The sequence below is a fragment of the Kaistia nematophila genome, from assembly GCF_026343855.1.
Classification (GTDB): domain Bacteria; phylum Pseudomonadota; class Alphaproteobacteria; order Rhizobiales; family Kaistiaceae; genus Kaistia; species Kaistia nematophila.
This window is the reverse complement of record NZ_JAPKNK010000009.1, coordinates 107,508-126,442: the sequence shown is the minus strand read 5'-3', so window position 1 is coordinate 126,442 and position 18,935 is coordinate 107,508. Positions and strand designations below refer to the sequence as shown.

Annotated in this window: 21 protein-coding genes; 2 read left to right on the top strand and 19 right to left on the bottom strand. The window is 67.0% G+C overall.

What is annotated here, in order from left to right:
• Positions 1-149: 149 nt before the first annotated feature.
• On the top strand, positions 150-272 hold the full coding sequence (locus OSH07_RS19055) for a hypothetical protein (protein WP_266340262.1): 123 nt from the start codon (positions 150-152) through the stop codon (positions 270-272).
• 119 nt (positions 273-391) lie between these two features.
• Here OSH07_RS19055 and OSH07_RS19050 read toward each other — a convergent pair whose 3' ends face one another.
• Positions 392-1,177, bottom strand: coding sequence for an outer membrane protein (locus OSH07_RS19050; protein WP_266340261.1), 786 nt, complete (start codon positions 1,175-1,177; stop codon positions 392-394).
• 278 nt (positions 1,178-1,455) lie between these two features.
• Positions 1,456-2,799 (bottom strand): phosphoglucosamine mutase, encoded by a 1,344-nt coding sequence (gene glmM, locus OSH07_RS19045; RefSeq protein WP_266340260.1) that lies wholly within the window; start codon positions 2,797-2,799, stop codon positions 1,456-1,458.
• A gap of 308 nt (positions 2,800-3,107) precedes the next feature.
• Here glmM and OSH07_RS19040 point away from each other — a divergent pair, with 308 nt between their 5' ends.
• The gene (locus tag OSH07_RS19040; RefSeq protein ID WP_266340259.1) at positions 3,108-3,668 is read left to right on the top strand and encodes a cysteine hydrolase family protein; all 561 of its coding nucleotides are present in this window, start codon (positions 3,108-3,110) and stop codon (positions 3,666-3,668) included.
• 81 nt (positions 3,669-3,749) lie between these two features.
• Here the strand turns inward: OSH07_RS19040 and ftsH are convergent, their stop codons facing one another.
• The 17 genes from ftsH to OSH07_RS18955 all read right to left on the bottom strand — a co-directional run bounded on the left by ftsH (position 3,750) and on the right by OSH07_RS18955 (position 18,926).
• The gene (gene ftsH, locus OSH07_RS19035; RefSeq protein ID WP_266340258.1) at positions 3,750-5,672 is read right to left on the bottom strand and encodes an ATP-dependent zinc metalloprotease FtsH; all 1,923 of its coding nucleotides are present in this window, start codon (positions 5,670-5,672) and stop codon (positions 3,750-3,752) included.
• A gap of 137 nt (positions 5,673-5,809) precedes the next feature.
• Positions 5,810-7,150 (bottom strand): tRNA lysidine(34) synthetase TilS, encoded by a 1,341-nt coding sequence (tilS, locus tag OSH07_RS19030; protein ID WP_266340257.1) that lies wholly within the window; start codon positions 7,148-7,150, stop codon positions 5,810-5,812.
• Complete coding sequence (gene ybgF / locus OSH07_RS19025) at positions 7,137-8,099, bottom strand: tol-pal system protein YbgF (RefSeq protein WP_266340256.1); 963 nt, start codon at positions 8,097-8,099, stop codon at positions 7,137-7,139. The genes tilS and ybgF overlap by 14 nt, the downstream gene beginning before the upstream one ends.
• Before the next feature lie 153 nt (positions 8,100-8,252).
• Positions 8,253-8,765 (bottom strand): peptidoglycan-associated lipoprotein Pal, encoded by a 513-nt coding sequence (pal, locus tag OSH07_RS19020; RefSeq protein ID WP_266340255.1) that lies wholly within the window; start codon positions 8,763-8,765, stop codon positions 8,253-8,255.
• A 256-nt stretch (positions 8,766-9,021) separates the two neighbouring features.
• Positions 9,022-10,401, bottom strand: a complete 1,380-nt coding sequence (gene tolB / locus OSH07_RS19015; RefSeq protein WP_266340254.1) for a Tol-Pal system beta propeller repeat protein TolB — start codon at positions 10,399-10,401, stop codon at positions 9,022-9,024.
• A gap of 82 nt (positions 10,402-10,483) precedes the next feature.
• Positions 10,484-11,476 carry a cell envelope biogenesis protein TolA gene (locus tag OSH07_RS19010; protein ID WP_266340253.1) on the bottom strand — a complete coding sequence of 331 codons (993 nt, stop codon included), beginning with the start codon at positions 11,474-11,476 and terminating at the stop codon, positions 10,484-10,486.
• A gap of 3 nt (positions 11,477-11,479) precedes the next feature.
• Positions 11,480-11,932, bottom strand: a complete 453-nt coding sequence (gene tolR / locus OSH07_RS19005; RefSeq protein WP_266340252.1) for a protein TolR — start codon at positions 11,930-11,932, stop codon at positions 11,480-11,482.
• A gap of 3 nt (positions 11,933-11,935) precedes the next feature.
• Complete coding sequence (tolQ, locus tag OSH07_RS19000) at positions 11,936-12,631, bottom strand: protein TolQ (RefSeq protein ID WP_266340346.1); 696 nt, start codon at positions 12,629-12,631, stop codon at positions 11,936-11,938.
• Between the two features lie 11 nt (positions 12,632-12,642).
• Positions 12,643-12,801, bottom strand: a complete 159-nt coding sequence (locus OSH07_RS18995) for a hypothetical protein (RefSeq protein WP_266340251.1) — start codon at positions 12,799-12,801, stop codon at positions 12,643-12,645.
• A 74-nt stretch (positions 12,802-12,875) separates the two neighbouring features.
• Positions 12,876-13,343 (bottom strand): tol-pal system-associated acyl-CoA thioesterase, encoded by a 468-nt coding sequence (gene ybgC, locus OSH07_RS18990; RefSeq protein WP_266340250.1) that lies wholly within the window; start codon positions 13,341-13,343, stop codon positions 12,876-12,878.
• Between the two features lie 75 nt (positions 13,344-13,418).
• A complete protein-coding gene (ruvB, locus tag OSH07_RS18985) occupies positions 13,419-14,453 on the bottom strand; it encodes a Holliday junction branch migration DNA helicase RuvB (RefSeq protein WP_266340249.1) in 1,035 nt (344 codons plus the stop codon).
• Positions 14,450-14,920 (bottom strand): hypothetical protein, encoded by a 471-nt coding sequence (locus tag OSH07_RS18980; RefSeq protein WP_266340248.1) that lies wholly within the window; start codon positions 14,918-14,920, stop codon positions 14,450-14,452. The genes ruvB and OSH07_RS18980 overlap by 4 nt, the downstream gene beginning before the upstream one ends.
• A gap of 28 nt (positions 14,921-14,948) precedes the next feature.
• Positions 14,949-15,566, bottom strand: a complete 618-nt coding sequence (ruvA, locus tag OSH07_RS18975) for a Holliday junction branch migration protein RuvA (RefSeq protein WP_266340247.1) — start codon at positions 15,564-15,566, stop codon at positions 14,949-14,951.
• Positions 15,567-15,640: 74 nt separating this feature from the next.
• Positions 15,641-16,150 carry a crossover junction endodeoxyribonuclease RuvC gene (ruvC, locus tag OSH07_RS18970; RefSeq protein ID WP_266340246.1) on the bottom strand — a complete coding sequence of 170 codons (510 nt, stop codon included), beginning with the start codon at positions 16,148-16,150 and terminating at the stop codon, positions 15,641-15,643.
• Positions 16,151-16,241: 91 nt separating this feature from the next.
• Positions 16,242-16,847 carry a hypothetical protein gene (locus tag OSH07_RS18965; protein WP_266340245.1) on the bottom strand — a complete coding sequence of 202 codons (606 nt, stop codon included), beginning with the start codon at positions 16,845-16,847 and terminating at the stop codon, positions 16,242-16,244.
• 134 nt (positions 16,848-16,981) lie between these two features.
• A complete protein-coding gene (locus OSH07_RS18960) occupies positions 16,982-17,731 on the bottom strand; it encodes a YebC/PmpR family DNA-binding transcriptional regulator (protein ID WP_266340244.1) in 750 nt (249 codons plus the stop codon).
• Between the two features lie 88 nt (positions 17,732-17,819).
• Positions 17,820-18,926 carry a tetratricopeptide repeat protein gene (locus OSH07_RS18955; protein ID WP_266340243.1) on the bottom strand — a complete coding sequence of 369 codons (1,107 nt, stop codon included), beginning with the start codon at positions 18,924-18,926 and terminating at the stop codon, positions 17,820-17,822.
• Between the last annotated feature and the right edge of the window lie 9 nt (positions 18,927-18,935).

Below are 18,935 nucleotides of genomic sequence, written 5' to 3'. Positions count from 1 at the left end.
GAGCGCCTCGTTGGGGAGGCGTGTCCCGCCGACGCGTTTACGCCTGGCCTGGAGGGAAAGCAAGACGAGGACGAAGATTTTGTCGAACGGCCCCTCGGCGCCTACATGGAGCGAGGCTGACATCCGCCCCCCCGCCTTGCAGAGGTTCCATGCAGATCGACGGCAAGTCCCCGCGCCGCCCGCCCTATCGCCCGTCCGGGCAACTGGTCCTGCTCGTGCTCATCGTCATCCTGACGGTCCTGCAGACGGCCAAATCGCAGGGCTGGTTCTAGCCGCGCCGACGGGTGCGGCATCGCCACGGCCCGGAATGGCAAAAGCCCGTCGCCGGGAGGCGACGGGCTTTCCAAGTCGATGCATCTGACTCCGGAGCTTCCGGCGCGCCGGCTGCCGCTCAGTTGAACAGGTAGCGAATGCCGAAGTTCACGTCGTGCGAGGTGATGTTCTTGAACTTGAAGCCGTCATTGGCACGGGAATAGGCAGGATTGGTGTTGTAGGCCGTGTCCGTGCGCGCATTGCCGAGATCGAGATAGGAGTAACCGAGATCGAAGATCAGGTTCTCGGTGACCTTGAAGCCCAGACCGGCGTGCAGCGCCCAGGCGAAGTTCCACTGCGAATCGGAGCCGGCATAGCCGCTCGCGCCCAGTTCGGTATTGATGTCGCGGAAGCCTGAGATGGTGTTGCGCGATGTACCGATACCGGCGCCGACATAGGGCGTGATGCCGTGATAGGTGCCGAGGTCGACATAGCCGTTGGCGAGGAACAGCCACTCGGACTTACGCGCCGTGTAGTCGTCGCTGTAGACCGATTCGTTGCCGAGGTCGGTCACGCGCTGCGAAGCGTGGAAGTCCGCCTTGCCACGATACTGGCCGGTCACGTCGGCGCGGAACCAGTCGTTGAACTGGTAGCCGCCGCCGAGGCTGAAGGTCGGGGCCGAGGAGAAATCGCCCTTGTTGATCCACTCGGTCGCGTAGCCGGGCGTTTCGAAATACTGGTAGTCGAGATTGCCGAGGCGCTGGTTGCTCATGCCGATCGCGCCGCGGAGGTACCAGCCGCCGACCGCGAGCGGCACAGGCACCGGCTCGACATAGGGCAGATCCGCCGCCACCGCCGTCCCGCCCGAAACACTGCCGCAAAGGCCCGCGGCAATCGCGAGCGCCAGTATCCGAGACTTGGTCATCCTATTCCCCATCCAAGGTCGGGCCACGGCGCGCGCGATCCCGCAATTCACATGGGACAGGAGTTCAACCGGAACTATTTAACATCGGATTAACCACAACTTTTAACCACGATGCACTTGCCGTAACGGAAGATTAAGCATCTTCGCACAGGACGAACGCCGAATACGCCGTGGAAACTCTCGCAATTCGGTCATCCGGACCGGAATGGACGCGAAGGCGGCCGGGCAGATGGCCCGACCGGCAGAATCGCGCCCCTGCGACAAACTGCCGCCGCCGTTCAGGCAACCTCTTTCAGCGCGCCGATGATGTCGTCGACCACCGCCTCGACCAGGGCGTGGTCGTCACCCTCGGCCATGACGCGGATCAGCGGCTCGGTGCCGGAAGGACGGATGACAAGACGGCCGGAACGGCCGAGCCGCGCCTCGCCCTCGGCGATTGCCGCCTGCACGCTAGCGACCTCCAGCGGCTTGCCGCCGCCAAAGCGCAGGTTCTTCAGGATCTGCGGCACCGGCTCGAAGCGGCGGCAGACCTCGCTGACCGGCTTGCCGGTCTTGCGCACGACGGCGAGGATCTGCAGCGCCGAGACGAGGCCGTCGCCGGTGGTGGAGAAGTCCGACAGGATCAGATGGCCCGACTGCTCGCCGCCGACATTGAAGCCGTGGTTGCGCATGTGCTCGACGACATAGCGGTCGCCGACCTTGGTGCGCGCCAGCGACAGGCCGAGCGAGTCTAGATAGCGCTCGAGGCCGAGATTGGACATGACGGTGGCGACGATGCCGGGCTGCGACAGCAGACCATCCTCGGCCCAGGAAGCGGCGACCACCGCCATCAGTTGGTCGCCATCGACCACTTCGCCGTTCTCGTCGACGATAATGACGCGATCGGCGTCGCCATCGAGGGCGATGCCGATATCGGCGCGCACCTCGTGCACCTTCCTGCGCAGCGCGTCCGGCGCGGTCGAGCCGACATCGAGGTTGATGTTGAAGCCGTTCGGCTTGTCGCCGATGGTGATGACCTCGGCGCCGAGTTCCCACAGCACCTCGGGCGCCACCTTGTAGGCGGCGCCATTGGCGCAATCGATGACGATGCGCAGTCCGGCGAGGTCGAGCGTCTTCGGCAGCGTACGCTTTGCGAACTCGACATAGCGCTCCTGCGCGCCGTCGATGCGCTTGGCGCGGCCGAGATCGGCGGAGGCCGCCAGGCGGCCGGAAAGATCTTCCTCGATCAGCGCCTCGATCTTGGCTTCCGTCTCGTCCGAGAGCTTGTAGCCATCCGGGCCGAACAGCTTGATGCCATTATCCTCGTAGGGGTTATGCGAGGCGGAGATCATCACGCCGAGATCGGCGCGCAGCGAGCGCGTCAGCATGGCGACGGCCGGCGTCGGCATCGGGCCGAGCAGGAACACGTCCATGCCGGCGGCGGTGAAGCCGGCGGTCAGCGCCGGCTCGATCATGTAGCCCGAGAGGCGCGTATCCTTGCCGATCACCACGCGGTGCCGGTGGCCGCCGTTCCGGAACGCGAGCCCCGCGGCGATCCCCACCTGCAGCGCAAGTTGCGGGGTGATCGGAAAGGCGTTGGCCTTGCCACGAATGCCGTCGGTACCGAAGAATTTGCGAGCCATGCGTCGAATCCGTCTCCTGAATCGCCGGCAGTCATAGACCAGCATTGCGGCGAAACAGTTCAAAATTCATGAGCAGTTGTTACACGCTCCCCAGGCCACAGCCGGCGCGTGCAGCGCGGGCTCTCGCGACGCCGACGGCCCGCTCCAGTATTTTTACCGCAAGGTACAGATTTGATTGGAGAATCCGGATTCCTGCGCCGGAAGAACCGTTCGGACGCCGAATATTTCAGCCCGACACGCAAAGTGCATTTTCGCGAGCGGGAACGGATGGCAAGGGGGCACTCTCCTTCCCCAAGCGGAGCCCATCCATGAAGGCCCTCATCATTGTCGACATGCTGAACGACTTCTACACCGGCGTGCTGCAGAACGAGGCGCATGCCTCGAAGATCGTGCCGGTGATCGCCCGGCTCATCGATCATGCGCGAAGCCGGACGGACTGGCTGGTGGTCTATTCCAACGACGCCCATCGCGCCGAGGATGCCGAGATCGCCATCTGGGGCCCGCACGCCATGGCCGGCACGCGCGGCGCCGACGTGATCGACGCGCTGACGCCGATCGGCGCGCCGCGCGAGATCGTCTCGCCCAAGCGCTTCTACGGCGCCTTCGACGAGACCGGCCTCGACGCGATCTTCAAGGAATACGGCGTCACCGACGTGGTGGTGGTCGGCCAGCACACCCATTGCTGCGTCCGCCACACCAGCTACGGCGCCTTCATCCGCGGCTATGGCATCGAGATCCCGACCGATGGCGTCTGCGTCTTCGACGGCGTCGATAACCAGGCGGCGATCGAATATCTGCGCACCATCTATGGCGCGACGATCACCGACTCCTCGGCGATCCTCGCCGCCGACATCAGCAAGGCGGCTTAGCGCCAGCCCGGCACAACGAGCGCACAACGAAAAAGGGCGGGACCGCGAGGTCCCGCCCTTTCTGCATTCCTTCCGCCGCGGTCAGACCTGCGGCTGCGGCTCCAGGCCGGTATCGCCCTTCGGACGCGGACCGCGCGTCGTCGGCACGACCGAGGGGCGCGACGGCGGCACGTCGTCACCGGTGTCGCGGATCGGCGGCTGGCCGTCGAGCAGGTTCTTGATCTCCTCGCCGGAGAGCGTCTCGTATTCGAGCAGCGCCTCGGCGATGGCGATGAACTTGTCGCGGTTCTCGGTGATGAGGCGGCGCGCCTCGCTTTCACCTTCCTCGATCAGCTTGCGCACTTCCTCGTCGATGATCTTCGCCGTCTCGTCCGAGATGTTGGTCGACTGCGACACCGAATGGCCGAGGAAGACCTCCTGCTCGTTCGAGCGGTAGCGCACGCGGCCGAGGCGCTCCGACATGCCCCACTCCATCACCATGGAGCGGGCCAGGTTGGTCGCCATCTGGATGTCGCCGCTGGCGCCGGTCGTCACCTTCTCCGGGCCGAAGGTCATGATCTCGGCCTCGCGGCCGCCGAACAGCATGATCAGGCGGGACTTGGCCTTCTCATAGGTCCAGTTGTAGCGGTCCGATTCCGGCAGCGTCATCACCATGCCGAGCGCGCGACCGCGCGGAATGATGGTCGCCTTGTGGATCGGGTCGATCGTCCCGGCGAGCAGCAACGCGATGATGGCGTGGCCAGCCTCGTGATAGGCGGTGTTGCGCTTCTCGTCGGCGGTCATCGCCATCGACTTGCGCTCGGCGCCCATCATGACCTTGTCCTTGGCGTCCTCGAACTCGGCCATGGTGACGATGCGCTTGTTGCGGCGCGCCGCCAGCAGGGCACCCTCGTTGACGAGGTTCATCAGGTCGGCGCCCGAGAAGCCTGGTGTGCCGCGGGCAAGCGTCTTCAGGTCGACGTCCGGCGCCATCGGCACCTTGCGGGCGTGCACCTTCAGGATCTTCTCGCGGCCGACGACGTCCGGGTTCGGAATCATGACCTGGCGGTCGAAACGGCCGGGACGCAGCAGCGCCGGATCCAGCACGTCGGGACGGTTGGTCGCCGCGATGATGATGACGCCTTCGTTCTGCTCGAAGCCGTCCATCTCGACGAGCAACTGGTTCAGCGTCTGCTCGCGTTCGTCATTGCCGCCGCCGAGGCCGGCGCCGCGATGACGGCCGACCGCGTCGATTTCGTCGATGAAGATGATGCAGGGCGAGTTCTTCTTCGCCTGCTCGAACATGTCGCGGACGCGGGACGCGCCGACGCCGACGAACATTTCGACAAAGTCGGAACCCGAGATGGTGAAGAACGGCACATTGGCTTCGCCGGCGACGGCGCGCGCCGTCAGCGTCTTACCGGTGCCCGGAGGACCGACCAGCAGCACGCCGCGCGGGATCCGGCCGCCGAGGCGCTGGAACTTCTGCGGATCGCGCAGGAACTCGACGATCTCCTGCAGGTCTTCCTTGGCCTCGTCGACACCGGCGACGTCGTCGAAGGTGACGCGGCCATGCGCCTCGGTCAGAAGCTTGGCCTTCGACTTGCCGAAGCCCATCGCCTTGCCGCCGGCGCCGCCCTGCATCTGGCGCATGAAGAAGATCCAGACGGCGAGGATCAGGAACATCGGGAACCACGAGATCAGCACGCCGATCAGCGAGGTGCCGCCTTCGGTCGGCGGCTTCGCCGTGATCGAGATGTTCTTGTTCTCGAGGCGCTTCACCAGGTCCGCGTCATTCGGCGCGAAGGTCTGGAAGCTCCCATTGTCGGTGTAGCTGCCGGTGATCTGCTGTCCGGCGATCACGACGCTGCGGACGCGGCCGCTGTCGACGTCGCTCAGGAACTGCGAATAGGCAATATCCTGACCGGCCGCGCGCGGACCCGGGTTCTGGAAGAGGTTGAACAGGGCGATCAGCAGCAGGCCGATAATGACCCACACTGCGAAGTTGCGAAAATTCGCGTTCATCAGAATCCCTTCAAGGGCAGGATTGCGGCCTAGGCGCCGCCCGTTTGAGGCTAAGATAGGTGGCCCGGCCGCTGAAGCCAATATGAGCTATGCCAATGAAAGTGCGGAAAATGCGGCAATGGTTTAGATCCGGCCCCTCAATCGGCCTGCCGGACGGGCTCCTGCAACCGCGCCGCGACCCGCGAGGTCGCCGAGAAAGCCACGCCCAGCTCCGCTTCCGCCGCAACGCCAAGCCCCGGAACGGCGACGATTTCGCCATTCCGCCGTAGTGCCGGCAGCGCCTCGATGGCGCGCGGCATGGCCTTGGGGACACAGACGGCAAATTGTCGCCGCCCCTCGGGCCCGAGTGCGCCGATGGTAAACGCGCCGCCGCCCGAAACCTCGAGGCGGACGGCGAAACGACCGTCCCAGATGCCGTCGAAGCCGTTCGAAACCGCCATTTCCGGTAGCCCGTCGCGTCCGGGCTCGCGCTGGAAGCGGAAATCACCCTTCCGAAGATCGATCACGACGCCGGCGAGCGTGCGCGAAAACGTGCCGGCGCCCTCGCCCGCGAGCCCTTCCGCCGCGAGCCGCATCGCGGCCTCCAGCCCCTCGAGGCTGTCGAGACGCGGCACATAGGCGGCGCCGCCCACGGCGCGCAGGATGCGGGCGAGCGCGCGCAGCCGCACTTCCTCCGGCTCGCCGCGCCAGGCCTGCGCGTCGAGCCGGACGGCGCCTGTGGCGTCCGCCGTCGCCGCGTTCGCGAACAATCGTCCGACATAGGCGTCGAGCGCCGCGGCGGCGCGTCCGAGCCGTCGCGCCGTCGCGGCAAGCGTCGCGGCGTCGAGGCCCTCGGCGGCGAGCATGGGCATCCGCTGGCGGAAACGGACCCGGTCGAAGCCCGGATCGGCATTGTGGGGATCTTCCACCGGCACTAGGCCCGCCTCCCGGACGACGGCGACCAGCCGGTCATGCGGCACGTCGAGCAAGGGGCGGACCAGGCGGATGCCGTCGCGCTCGACGTCCCCGGCCATCGCCGCCAGCCCGTAGACGCCCGAGCCGCGCGCGAGCCGCATCAGGAAGGTCTCGGCCTGGTCGTCGCGATGATGGGCGGTGGCGAGATGGGTAGCGCCCGCCTCGCGCGCCGCGTCGAGCAGCAGCGCATATCGCGCCCCTCGCGCGGCCGCCTCGACGCCGGACGCAGGCGCGGGACCGTCCCAGCGCATCGAGCGGAAAGCCAGACCGTAGCGCCCGGCGACCTCGCCGACGAAGCGGGATTCGGCCGCCGATTCGGGCCGGAGGCCATGATCGACGTTCAGGACGAACAGATCGGGGCCGGATGCCAGGGCGGCGCGCCAGCGACAGGCGAGGATCAGAAGGGCGAGCGAATCGGCGCCGCCGGAAACGGCGAGGGCCAGCCGCCTCGCCCCGGCGAACGGCGCGAACCGTGCCAGGAGCGCCGCGTCGCCTCCCGCCGCTGAAGGATCAGCAGCTGGCACTGGCCTGTTCTTGCTTGACCCGCTGCAACAGCGCATTCGAGCTCTTCGGGTACTGCTTCAGTACCTCCGCAAAGGTGGCGCAGGCGGCCTCGCGCTGCTTCAGGCCGGCAAGCGACATGCCGAGCTTCAGCAGCATGTCCGGCGCCTTGCCGCTCTTCGGATACTGCTTGTAGCCGGAGAGGAAGGAATCCGCCGCGCCACGATAATCCTGCCGCGCGTAAAGGCTTTCGCCAAGCCAGTACTGTGCGTCGGCGGCAAGCGGGTCGCGCGGATATTGCTGCAGGAACTGGCGGAAGGACGTCTCCGCGACGTCGTAATCGCCCTTCAGCACGAGGTTGTAGGCGGCGTCATAGTCGCCGCGCGGGCTTCCCGTGGAGGCCGGAGCGGCGGTGGGGGCAGCGCCTCCCCCCTGCGACAGGTCGATCGGCGCGTTGGGGTCGAGCGTCAGTTGGCCGAGATCGCGCGGCGGGGCGCCCTGCCCGGCCGGCACGCCGCCGCCCATCTCGCCATCGGTGGAGCCGATTGCCTGGCCGATCGGATCGCCGCCGGGTGCCGGGGCCTGCGCGGCGGCCGGAGCCTGCGCCGGCATGCGCGCCCGAAGCGGCGGCGCCTCCGAGCGCTTGCCGGCGCCATCGGCGGCGCCCTGGCCGCCCTGCAGACGATTGAGCTGTTCCTGCAGCTGGCGGACCTGGAAGTTGAGCTGCTCGATCTGGCCGGTCATCTCGCGCATCTGCTGCTCGATGCGGTCCATGCGCAGGCCTGCCTGCCCCTCGTTGGCGCCCGATTGCGCCGGCTGGTAGCCACCGTCACCGACATTGCCAGGCGGAACCTGCTCCTCTGGGCCGCGCTTCAGCCGGTCGAACAGGCCTGCATCGGCCGGCCCCGTCGAGGCGAAGCTCAAGCCTGCGGCGACAAGCACCGCGGCCAGGATTGGAAGTCTCTGTTTCATCGGCCCATCCGTTGAGGGATCGTCACGGCACGATCCACTGCATTGCGTCTCGGTCTATCTGATGGGTTCGAGTTCGGCCAAATTGCGGCGCCGCACAAACAGAAACGGCGGCCCGAGGCCGCCGTTTCCGTCAAACCGTATGGTGGACGGCGATCACGAGCCGGCGTTGTTCAGCACCGTGACGGCACGACGGTTCTGCGACCAGCAGGAGATGTCGTTGCAGACGGCGACGGGCCGTTCCTTGCCGTAGGAGATGGTGCGGATACGGGCCGGGTTGATGCCGCGCGACACGAGGTAGTTCTTGGTGTTGGTCGCGCGACGCGCGCCGAGCGCGATGTTGTATTCACGCGTGCCGCGCTCGTCGGCATGGCCTTCGATCGTGACCTGGTAGCGCGGATACTGCTGCAGCCACTGCGCCTGCTTGTCGAGCGTGGTGCGGTTCGCGGCGGTGATCTCGGTCTGGTCGGTCGTGAAGAAAATGCGGTCGCCGACATTGACCACGAAGTCCTGGGCGCTGCCCGGCGTCGCCGAACCAATGCCACCGGAACCGTAGCCGCCGGCACCGGCGCCAGCGCCGGGCTTGTTGGCGCAGGCTGCGAGCGCGAGCGCTGCGCCGATGAACACGACGAACTTGGCGCCGCGCAGAATGGGTAGAGTATTCGTCATGAAGATAACTCCTTGTCCACCATACTCGGACATGACGCGTTCTTAGCAGCCCGTTGGTTAAGCACGGGTTCAAAAACGTGGTTGAGAGGAGGTTAACGCCGTCCCCGCGCCCACGGTCCGATGGTGAAGAAATCAAGGCCCCGTCTGGGTTTCCCATGCCTAACGCGGCTGGAAAACATCGTTACCGATTCATCTTCGGCATAAAAAAATGCCGTCGGCGCGACGCGTCGACGGCATGGAAATTAACCAAGCTGACCTAGTTGATCAAGGGCGACCAGGCCGGATCCGAGCCGAAAGCGGGGGTCGGCACGCGGAACTCGTTGTAGCCGGTCAGATCGACCGACCAGAGCTGAGGTCCGCCATTCGCGCCAGGCGTGTCGCGGAAGAACATCAGCACGCGTCCGTTGGGAGACCAGGTCGGGCCTTCATTGTGGAAGCCCTCGGTCAGGATGCGCTCGCCGGAGCCGTCCGGCTTCATCACGCCGATGGCGAAGCCGTTCGAGGACTGCCGCGTGAAGGCGATCAGATCGCCGCGCGGCGACCACACCGGGGTCGAATAGGAGCCCTGGCCGAACGAGATGCGCTGCGGGTTGGAGCCGTCGGCGCCCATCACGTAGATCTGCTGGCTGCCGCCGCGATCCGAGGTGAAGACGATGCGCGAGCCGTCCGGCGCGTAGGACGGGCTGGTGTCGATCGAGGCGGAGTTGGTCAGGCGCGTCGTCCGGCGCGAGCGCAGGTCCATGGCATAGATGTTGGCGTTGCCCTGGTCCTCGAAGCTCATGACGATGCGCTGGCCATCCGGCGAGAAGCGCGGCGCGAAGGTCATGCCCGGGAAATTGCCGACCAGCTCGCGCTGCCCGGTCTCGATGTTAAGCAGATAGACCCGCGGCTGATCGGAGCCGTAGGACATGTAGACGACTTCCTGCGCCGAGGGATTGAAGCGGGGCGTCAGCACGAGGTCGTTGCCGCGGGTCAGGTAGCGCGAATTGGCGCCGTCCTGATCCATGATGGCGAGACGCTTGACGCGCTTGTCCTTCGGGCCGCTCTCGTCGACATAGACGACGCGGCTGTCGAAATAGCCCTGCTCGCCGGTCAGGCGCTCATAGATCGCATCGGCGATGATGTGGGCGACGCGGCGCCAGTTTTCCGGCGTGGTGTAGAACTGCTGGCCCGCCATCTGCTGGCCGGCATAGATGTCCCAGAGACGGAACTCGGCGCGCAGGCGGCCGTCCGACTGGCGGGTGACGCCGCCGGTGACGAGGCCCTGTGCCTTGATCACCGACCAGCTCTGGAAGTTCGGCGTCTGGTTCGGATTGCTGATCTTCTCGATGAACGAGGCCGGATCGAGCGGCAGGAACAGGCCGGAACGCTTCAGGTCGGCGGCGATGACGCCGGAGACGTCAGCGGCGAGCTGAGCGTCGGCCTGGGTCCCGCCGATGAAGGTCGGGATCGCGATCGGCAGCGGCTGGACATTGCCCTGCGTGACGTCGAGCTCGATCAGGGCCTCGGCGCGCTGGGTGAACGGGACGGTCGCCACCACGAAGGCAGCGGCGAAAAGCAGGGCCGCTCCGAGAGAGGTGCGGCTTAGGCGACGCGGAGCGGCCGCGGCGCCTTTGTCGAGGGCGTGAACCGTCATGATGCTGTTCCTGTAATCCAAAACGTCTGTGCTGGTCCGGTTGTGACCGAAGATAACGGCAGAGCAGTGACGCAGGCGATCCTCATCCTTGCGGAGAGAATCGCATCTGCACCTCGCTCCAGAGATCGTATTTCTCGGCCGGAAGCTGGTACGGACCGCACTGGAGAACGGCGCCGACCGCTCGATCCGCTGCGACCGTGCCATACTGGCTGGCCGGGTATTGCTGGATCGACGGCACGCCATTGACGGTGCCGTCCTGGTTCAACTTGAAGCGGATCGTCACGGTCACGTCCTTCGGATCCGTCCAGCCGACCGGTATGTTCCAGCAGCGCTGGATCTGCGCGCGCAAGGCGTCGATCTCGCTCTGGGTCATCGTCGCGCTCGGATTGCGTGCCTCCTCGGCGCCGAAGGATTCCGGCTCCTGGCTGCGCGTCTCGCCGCCCGTCGGCTTCTGCTTGTCGAGCAGCGCGGCGATGCGGTCCGGGTCGAAGTCGGACGAAGTCGTGCTCTGCGACGGCTGCTTCGCGGGCTTCTCGGGCTGCTTCTTCGGCGCTTCCGCGGTCTCGACCGGCTTCGGCGGCTGCGGCTTCACGCGCGGCTTCGGCGCGGGCTGCGGCGGCGTGGCCTCCGCTTCCGTCGGCGCGGGCGCGGGATCGGGCGACGGCTCGGGCTTCGCCTCTGCGGGGGCCGGCTTCGGCGGCTCGGGCTTCGGCGGCTCGGGCGGCGCAGGCGCGGGTTCGGGCGGCGTCGGGGTCGGCGGCGTAGGCGGCGTCGGTTCCGATTTCGGCGGCGGAGGCGGCGGCGGCGGCGGTGTCGTCGCCTGTGTCGGCTTTGGCGGCGTCGGTGACGGCTTCGGCGCTTCCTTCTCGGAGGGCTTGTTCGGCGAGGGCTTGTTCTTGACCTCGGCGGTCTTCTTGCCCTTCTGCAGGCTAGTGAGCTCCGAGATCGGCACCAGGTCGACCGGCATCGATTCGACCATGGTCACGTCGAACGGCTTGCTGCTGGGCAGGCCGATGAGCCCCCAGGCCAAAAGCGCGAGGTGGGCAGCGGCGGAAAGGGCGAGCCCGGCGCGCATGAATCAGCCGTCCGTCGCCTCGGTGACGAGGCCGATGTTGTGATAGCCGGCGCTGGAAATGGCGCCCATCACGCGCATGATGGCGCCGTAGTTGCTGGTCTTGTCGCCGCGCACGAAGATGCGCTCCTCATAGCCGGCGGCGGCGATCGCCTTCAGCTTCGGCATGAGTTCGTCGAGCGAAATCTCGGTCTCCTGCAGGAAGATCTTGCCCTCGGCGTTGACGCTGACCGAGATCGGATCCTTGTCGGCGGTCAGCGCCTTGGCCTGGCTCTGCGGCAGGTCGAGCGGCACGCCGGCCGTCAGCAGCGGCGCCGACACCATGAAGATGATCAGAAGCACGAGGATCACGTCGACGAAGGGCGTGACGTTGATCTCGCTCATCACGCCGGTCGAGCGCCGACGCCGGCGTCCGCCGCGTCCACCGCCTCCCGACCGTCCGCCGACCGACATGCCCATGGATCAGGCCCTCTCGTCGATCTGGCGCGACAGGATGGCGGAGAACTCGTCGGCGAAGCCTTCCAGGCGCGACGAGATCTTGCCGGCGGCGCTCGACAGCTTGTTGTAGGCGATAACCGCGGGAATGGCGGCGAACAGGCCGATCGCGGTCGCGAGCAGCGCCTCGGCGATACCCGGCGCCACGACGGCGAGCGACGTGTTCTTCGAGGCGGCGATCGCCTGGAACGAGGTCATGATGCCCCAGACCGTGCCGAACAGGCCGATGAACGGGCCGGCGGCGCCGACGGTGGCGAGGAAAAGCAGCCGGCTTTCCAGCCGCTCGGCCTCGCGCGACAGCGTCACGTCGAGCACCTTGTCGATGCGCATCTGCAGGCCCATCGGCGAGCGGGCGCCGGATTCGAACGAGCGCTTCCATTCACGCATCGCGGCGACGAAGAGCGCGGCCATCGAGGTGGCGGGACGGTTGGAAAGGGAGCGGTAGAGTTCCTCGAGCGACTGGCCGGACCAGAACACCTTCTCGAACCGGTCGATCTGCCGGCGCACGCGGCCGAACAGCAGAACCTTGTCGATGATGATCGCCCAGCTCCAGATCGACGAGACGAGCAGGCCAAGCATCACCAGCTTGACGATGATGTGCGCCTGCCAGAACAGGGCGATAAGCGACATATTTGCCGGCGCGTCGAGCGCTACCTGGCCCACGTCGACCGGATTCATTCGCTTTGCAACCTCTCGGAGTTGATCTCTCGCATCTCGCGAAGCGCGAGGACAGGACGCGCATCCGGCACCCATCCCCACTCCGGAACCAGTCCTGCAAGCATCGGGCCGAACACAACAATCCGACTTGGTGTCTCGCCTTCAAATTTGTTCATTTGAGGGCGTTTCCGCCAGTTCGCCCCGGCTGTCGCGACGCCTTCTGTATAGTGTCCGTATGGTTAAGCAATGGTTATTTCGGCGCCGCAGCGAAGCGCAGCGCGAGGCTCTCCGGAATTCGCTGCGCCCGGCCCGCCCGATTGACCAGAACCACCGTCACCACGGCCTCGACCAGGATCTCATGGCCGCGCCGGATCGTCTGCGAGAGCAGGATTCGCGCGCCGCGAACCTCCTTCGGCCGGGTCAGCACCTCGACGACGTCGTCGATGCGCGCCGGCCGCTTGAAGTCGATCTCCATCCTGTGGACGGCGAAGGCGATCGGCTCGCCCGTCTCGCCGGCGTCGAGCTCGCTGTGATGGACGCCGAGCAGGCGGACATAGTCGCTGCGTCCGCGCTCCAGGAAGCGGACATAGGAGCCGTGGTAGACGACGCCGGAAAAGTCGGTGTCCTCGAAATAGATCCGGACCGGCAGTACATGGCCGTCCGGCGTGTGCCGGCCTGCGAGATGGGGATAGTCCTCGGGAGTGCCTGCCTGGCTCATCGATCCTGGCTCCTGTCCATGCTGCTGCGACGCCGCGCCGCGGCGGCGGTCACCGTCGCAGAGCCTTTATGCGATCTAGTCGTCGAGATCGAGCAGCGGCGCGTCGGCGATGGCGCTGTTCGGCACGGCGAGGCCGAGATGGCGGAACGCGTGCGGCGTCAGCAGGCGGCCGCGCGGCGTGCGCTGCACGAAACCCTGCTGGATGAGATAGGGCTCGACGATCTCCTCGATCGCATCGCGCGGCTCCGACAGGGCTGCGGCGATCGTCTCGATGCCGACGGGGCCGCCGCCGAAGGAGACCGCGATCGTCGACATGTAGCGCCGGTCGAGCGAATCGAGGCCCATGCCGTCGACCTCGAGCCTGAGAAGCGCGCCATCGGCCACCTCGCGCGTGATCATGCCCGGTCCCTCGACCAGGGCAAAATCGCGCACCCGCCGGAGCAGCCGGCCGGCGACGCGCGGCGTGCCGCGCGAGCGGCGCGCGATCTCGGTCGCCCCGTCTGGCGTCATGCCGATGCCCATCATCCGCGCTCCGCGCGAGACGATGTGCTCCAGCTCCGGCACGGTATAGAACTGCAGCCGGACCGGAATGCCGAAACGGTCGCGCAGCGGCGTCGTCAAGAGGCCGAGACGCGTCGTCGCCGCCACGAGCGTGAACTTGGCCAGGTCGATCTTCACCGAGCGCGCCGCCGGTCCCTCGCCGATGATCAGGTCGAGCTGGAAATCCTCCATCGCCGGATAGAGGATTTCCTCGACCGCCGGGCTGAGGCGGTGGATCTCGTCGATGAAGAGGACGTCGCGCTCCTCGAGGTTGGTCAGGAGCGCGGCGAGGTCGCCCGCCTTGGCGATCACCGGTCCCGAAGTGGCGCGGAAATTGACGCCGAGCTCGCGCGAGACGATCTGCGCCAGCGTCGTCTTGCCGAGGCCGGGCGGCCCGACGAACAGCACATGGTCGAGCGCTTCCTTGCGGTTGCGCGCCGCCTCGATGAAGACCGAGAGGTTGGCGCGCGCCTGCTGCTGGCCGACGAAATCGGCGAGCACCTGCGGCCGCAGCGTGCGGTCGAAATCCTCGCTCTGCATTTCCGGATCTATCAGGCGGCCGTCGCTCATCGTTCCTCCTGCGACAACAGCGGCCGCGCGAATGGTCGGCTCAGTCCGTAGCAGAGGAAGCCGGCAAGGACCACGCTGACGAAAGCCCGCGCCCCGATCGCCAGCTGAGCACCCAAGGGCGGCGGCGTGAAGATGAAGAGGTTCCGGGCGAAGAAAATTCCGATGACGATCCCGAAACCGGCCGAGAGACCGCCGATCCAGCGGCCAGAGGCGAGCCCGCGCGAATCGCGCCAGGCGACCAGCGCGCCGACGACCGCCGCCGGCAACGCGCCGAGCATGAAGACGAAGCGGGGCACGAAGAAGACATCCTCGGCGATCCAGTTGCCGAGACGGGCAAGCGTCAGCCCCGGATCCTGGCTCATCTGCTCGAAGGCCATGTCGAAAAGCATGAAGAGGACCGGTCCCAGCAGCATGAAGATCACGATGGTCGGCCAGCGCCGGGCGAGCGCCGCGCGGATCCCGGTCACGGCAGCCCCCTCCCCGCGACGGTCCGGATCATCGCGCCAGTTCCTTGAGGCCGAGGCGGATCAGCGTTTCGGTCGTCGCCGCCTCGCCGGCCGAACGCGCCGCCGCGGCCACCGCGGCGCTCGCCTGCAGCTGGGCATAGCCGAGATTGGTCAGCGCCGAGACGGCATCGGCCACCGCCTGCGGCGCGCGCTTGTCGTGCAGTTCTTCCTGCAGGGCGACGAAGGTCGGGTCGGCGGTCGAGAAGGCCGGCGCCTTGTCCTTGAGCTCGGCGATGACGCGAGCCGCCACCTTCGGCCCGACGCCCGGCGCGCGCGAGATCTGCGCCTTGTCCTGCAGGGCGATCGCGTTGGCGAGGTCGGCCGGCTTCAGGATGCCGAGAATGGCGAGCGCCACCTTTGAGCCGATGCCCTGCACGGTCATCAGCAGGCGGAACCACTCGCGCTCGACATCGGCGCCGAAGCCGAACAGCTTGATCATGTCCTCGCGCACATAGGTCTCGATGGCGAGTTGGGCCGCCTCGCCCGGCGCGGGCAGGCCCTGCAGGGTGCGGGTCGAGCAATGCACCAGATAGCCGACGCCGCCGACATCCAGGATCACCCAGTCATCGCCGAACGAATCGACGATCCCCTTGAGCTTGCCGATCATGCTTTCCCCAGCCTCCGAAAACGGCGACCCGTAAGGCGGCGAGCCCACCGGATCGGATCCTGCGTCGAGACGAACTACCCCGCCGCCCGCATCATACGGGCGAGCGAGACGCGGTGATGAGCGTGGCAGATGGCGATGCCGAGCGCATCCGCCGCGTCGTCCCCGTCAAATTCGGCCTTGGGCAGCAGCACCTTCACCATCATGCGGATCTGCTCCTTGCCGGCATGGCCGGCGCCGACGATCGTCTTCTTGACCGCGTTCGGCGAATATTCGGCGACCGAAAGACCGGCGAGCGCCGGCACCAGCAGCGCGATGCCGCGCGCATGGCCAAGCTTCAGCGTCGCGCCCGCGTCCTTGTTGACGAAGGTCTGCTCGACCGCCGCCTCGTCCGGCTTGAACTGCTGCATGACTTCCGTCAGGCCCGCATGCAGCGTCACCAGCCGGTGCGCCAGTTCGCCGTCGAGCTGTGCCTTGACCGTGCCGGAGGCGACGAAGGAAAGCGCATTGCCGCGGCTGTCGACAACACCCCAGCCGGTACGGCGGAGCCCCGGGTCGATGCCGATGATGCGAATCGTATGTGTCATGCCAAAGGCCTAGCCGACCCTCGCCCGCTTGTGAAGAACATTCGGGGAACATCGGCAGCCGACGAGACACGCGGTCGCCCTGCGGAGGCGCCTAGAGCGGCTTGACGCCGTCCTTTTCCGCCTGCACGGCGCGGGCCGACAGATTGCCGTCGGCGCCCTTGACGACGAAGGCGGAGACGGCGGCGCCCGGCTTCAGCAGCGAGCGGTCGCCCGGGACAATGGCAACGATGCGGGCGTCCGGCCCCACCTCGATGTCCTGCTCGCCGCCCTTGTAGGTCAGGCGCAGGGTCTGGCCCTTCGGGTCGGCGATCACGGTGGTGACGGTGGCGTTGGTCATCGAGCGGTTGACGCCCGACATCGGCCGCTGTCCCTCGCCCGTGCCGCGCATGCTCTCGGCGAAGATATGCACTTCCTGCGCGTGCAGCTTGCCGTCAGGCCCCTTCACGGCGGCGGAGCCGACGAAATCGCCGGCCTTGATGTCGCTGAGCTTGCGGTTCTGCAGGGCGGTGACGTTGACGGTGGGCGGAACGCGCACCGTCTCGGTCTGACCGTCGCCGGTCTTCATCGTCAGCATGTCGCCGGCGAAGCTCACGACCGTGCCACCGACGCGGTCGGGCATCGCCGCCTGCTGCGCCTGCGCGGCGAGGGAGCCGAAGATCAGAAGGAAGCCGGCGGTAACAAGGGGGAGAAGGCGCATGGGTCGCTCCGGGGCGGGACGGCCGACATGGCCATCGGAAGGAGCAACTAGGGCGCATCGGCGCGCTGTCGAGCGCGCTGCCGCAAAGGCGGAAACCGGCCCGCGCATGGCGGGCCGGCCGGATCGAAAGAGCCTCAGGCGGCGGTCAGCTTCTGCATGACTTCGTCGGAGACTTCGAAGTTGGTGTAGACGTTCTGGACGTCGTCATCGTCGTCGAGCGCATCGATCAGCTTCATCACGCCGACGGCCTTCTCCTCGTCGACCGGGACGAGGTTCTGCGGCTTCCAGATCGCCTTGACGGACTCGGGCTCGCCGAGCGTCTCCTCGAGCGCCTTGGCGACATCGCCGAGGGTCTCGAAGGAGGTGATGATCTCGTGGCCGTCCTCGTTGCTCTGCACGTCGTCGGCGCCTGCCTCGATCGCGGCGTCGAGCACCTTGTCGGCGGAGCCGGCTTTGGGCTTGTAGACGATCTGGCCGACGTGATCGAACATGAACGAGACGGCGCCGGTTTCGCCGAGCGCACCGCCGGACCGGGTGAAGTAGGAGCGCACCGCGCTCGCCGTGCGGTTCTTGTTGTCGGTCAGCGCCTCGACGACGACGGCGATGCCACCGGGGCCGTAGCCCTCGTAGCGGATCTCGTCATAGTTCTCGCTGTCGGAGCCGGACGCCTTCTTGATGGCGCGGTCGACGTTATCCTTCGGCATGTTTTCCGCGCGCGCATTCTGGATGGCGAGGCGCAGGCGGGCGTTCATCTTGGGATCCGGCAGGCCGAGCTTCGCGGCGACGGTGATTTCGCGCGCCAGCTTGGCGAACAGCTTGGACCGCTTGGCGTCGGCCGCACCCTTGCGGTGCATGATGTTCTTGAATTGGGAATGTCCGGCCATCTGGGGCGTCCTATTGAAGCAAATGGGCGGCGCGGCGCCGCGCGATCGCCCCGCTTATAGGGGCAAGAAGGCTTGAAATAAAGTCGGCTCAGTGGCCGGCAGGCCAGCGTTCCGCTGCGATCTCGGCGGCCTTGCGCTGGCTCTCGGGCAGCTTCTCGACGAATTCGTCGAGCCATTCGTCCTTGGCGCCGCGCTTCTCGGCGATCAGGTGCCATTTCGCCGCCGCGACCGGATCGGGGTCGGCGCCCATGCCGCTGGCAAGGACCCGCGCATAGCGATTCTGGCCAATCGGATTGCCGGCCTCGGCGGCGCGCTGGAACCAGCCCGCCGCGGCGATGATATCCTTATGGGTGCCGATGCCGTTGAACAGGCGGATGCCATATTCGACCGCCGCGTCGAGATGGCCTGCCTTGGCCGCCTTGGCCATCCACATGGTCGCGATGCCGTCGTCGAGCAGCACGCCCTCGCCTTCCGCATAAAGCTGCGCCAGCGCGAACTCGGCGTCGATATTGCCCTGGCCGGCCGACTTGCTGAACAGCGAAGCCGCCTTTTCCGGATCGCGCGGCCGCGCCGTGCCGTCGAGATAGAGCAGGCCGAGATTGTAGAGCGCCTGCGGCTCGTTCCATTCGGCCGCCTGCTCGAAAGCGTCGGCGGCCTTGGCGCGGTCCTTCTTGACGCCGCGCCCGTCGAGATAGAGCAGGCCGAGCGCGAGCTGCGCATTGGGATCGCCGCCGAGCGCGCCCTGCTGATACCAGGCGGCGGCGGCCTTGTCGTTCTGCTTGACGCCAAGGCCCTCGCCATAGAGGCGGCCGACGAGCGTCGCGGAAATGGCGTCGCCGCGCTGCGCCCGGCTCATGGCGATCTGGAAGGCGGTGAGGTAGAGGCCGCGCTGGAACGCGCCGAACGCCAGGTCTCCCTCGCCCTCGTCGGTCAAAGCCCGGCCGGAGCGGATCAGGTCGTCGGCGCTCGGCATCAGGCCGGCGGCCGGCGGCGGCACGCCGAGCGTGCCGTCCGAATCGAGCACCGGCGCGACGCCGATCGATTTCTCGGCGGCGGCGTCCTTCGCCGGCGCCGCCTTGTCGGAGGCAGCCTGCTTGGCCGATTGCGTGGCCTTGGCCGGAACGGACACGGCCTTCTCGGCCTGGGCCGGCAGCGCAACAGCGACAAGAACGACGCCCAGGATCGCGGCTCTCATCGGGATTGC

Excerpts from the sequence above, each read along its gene's own strand:
- OSH07_RS19040 (WP_266340259.1), top strand. The coding sequence starts at position 3,108 with ATGAAGGCCCTCATCATTGTCGACATGCTGAACGACTTCTACACCGGC.
- ruvC (WP_266340246.1), bottom strand. The coding sequence starts at position 16,150 with ATGACACATACGATTCGCATCATCGGCATCGACCCGGGGCTCCGCCGT.
- ybgF (WP_266340256.1), bottom strand. The coding sequence starts at position 8,099 with ATGAAACAGAGACTTCCAATCCTGGCCGCGGTGCTTGTCGCCGCAGGC.
- tolB (WP_266340254.1), bottom strand. The coding sequence starts at position 10,401 with ATGACGGTTCACGCCCTCGACAAAGGCGCCGCGGCCGCTCCGCGTCGC.
- ruvB (WP_266340249.1), bottom strand. The coding sequence starts at position 14,453 with ATGAGCGACGGCCGCCTGATAGATCCGGAAATGCAGAGCGAGGATTTC.
- pal (WP_266340255.1), bottom strand. The coding sequence starts at position 8,765 with ATGACGAATACTCTACCCATTCTGCGCGGCGCCAAGTTCGTCGTGTTC.
- OSH07_RS19050 (WP_266340261.1), bottom strand. The coding sequence starts at position 1,177 with ATGACCAAGTCTCGGATACTGGCGCTCGCGATTGCCGCGGGCCTTTGC.
- OSH07_RS18955 (WP_266340243.1), bottom strand. The coding sequence starts at position 18,926 with ATGAGAGCCGCGATCCTGGGCGTCGTTCTTGTCGCTGTTGCGCTGCCG.
- OSH07_RS18960 (WP_266340244.1), bottom strand. The coding sequence starts at position 17,731 with ATGGCCGGACATTCCCAATTCAAGAACATCATGCACCGCAAGGGTGCG.
- ybgC (WP_266340250.1), bottom strand. The coding sequence starts at position 13,343 with ATGAGCCAGGCAGGCACTCCCGAGGACTATCCCCATCTCGCAGGCCGG.
- tolR (WP_266340252.1), bottom strand. The coding sequence starts at position 11,932 with ATGGGCATGTCGGTCGGCGGACGGTCGGGAGGCGGTGGACGCGGCGGA.
- OSH07_RS18995 (WP_266340251.1), bottom strand. The coding sequence starts at position 12,801 with ATGAACAAATTTGAAGGCGAGACACCAAGTCGGATTGTTGTGTTCGGC.
- OSH07_RS19055 (WP_266340262.1), top strand. The coding sequence starts at position 150 with ATGCAGATCGACGGCAAGTCCCCGCGCCGCCCGCCCTATCGCCCGTCC.
- OSH07_RS19010 (WP_266340253.1), bottom strand. The coding sequence starts at position 11,476 with ATGCGCGCCGGGCTCGCCCTTTCCGCCGCTGCCCACCTCGCGCTTTTG.
- ruvA (WP_266340247.1), bottom strand. The coding sequence starts at position 15,566 with ATGATCGGCAAGCTCAAGGGGATCGTCGATTCGTTCGGCGATGACTGG.
- glmM (WP_266340260.1), bottom strand. The coding sequence starts at position 2,799 with ATGGCTCGCAAATTCTTCGGTACCGACGGCATTCGTGGCAAGGCCAAC.
- ftsH (WP_266340258.1), bottom strand. The coding sequence starts at position 5,672 with ATGAACGCGAATTTTCGCAACTTCGCAGTGTGGGTCATTATCGGCCTG.
- OSH07_RS18965 (WP_266340245.1), bottom strand. The coding sequence starts at position 16,847 with ATGCGCCTTCTCCCCCTTGTTACCGCCGGCTTCCTTCTGATCTTCGGC.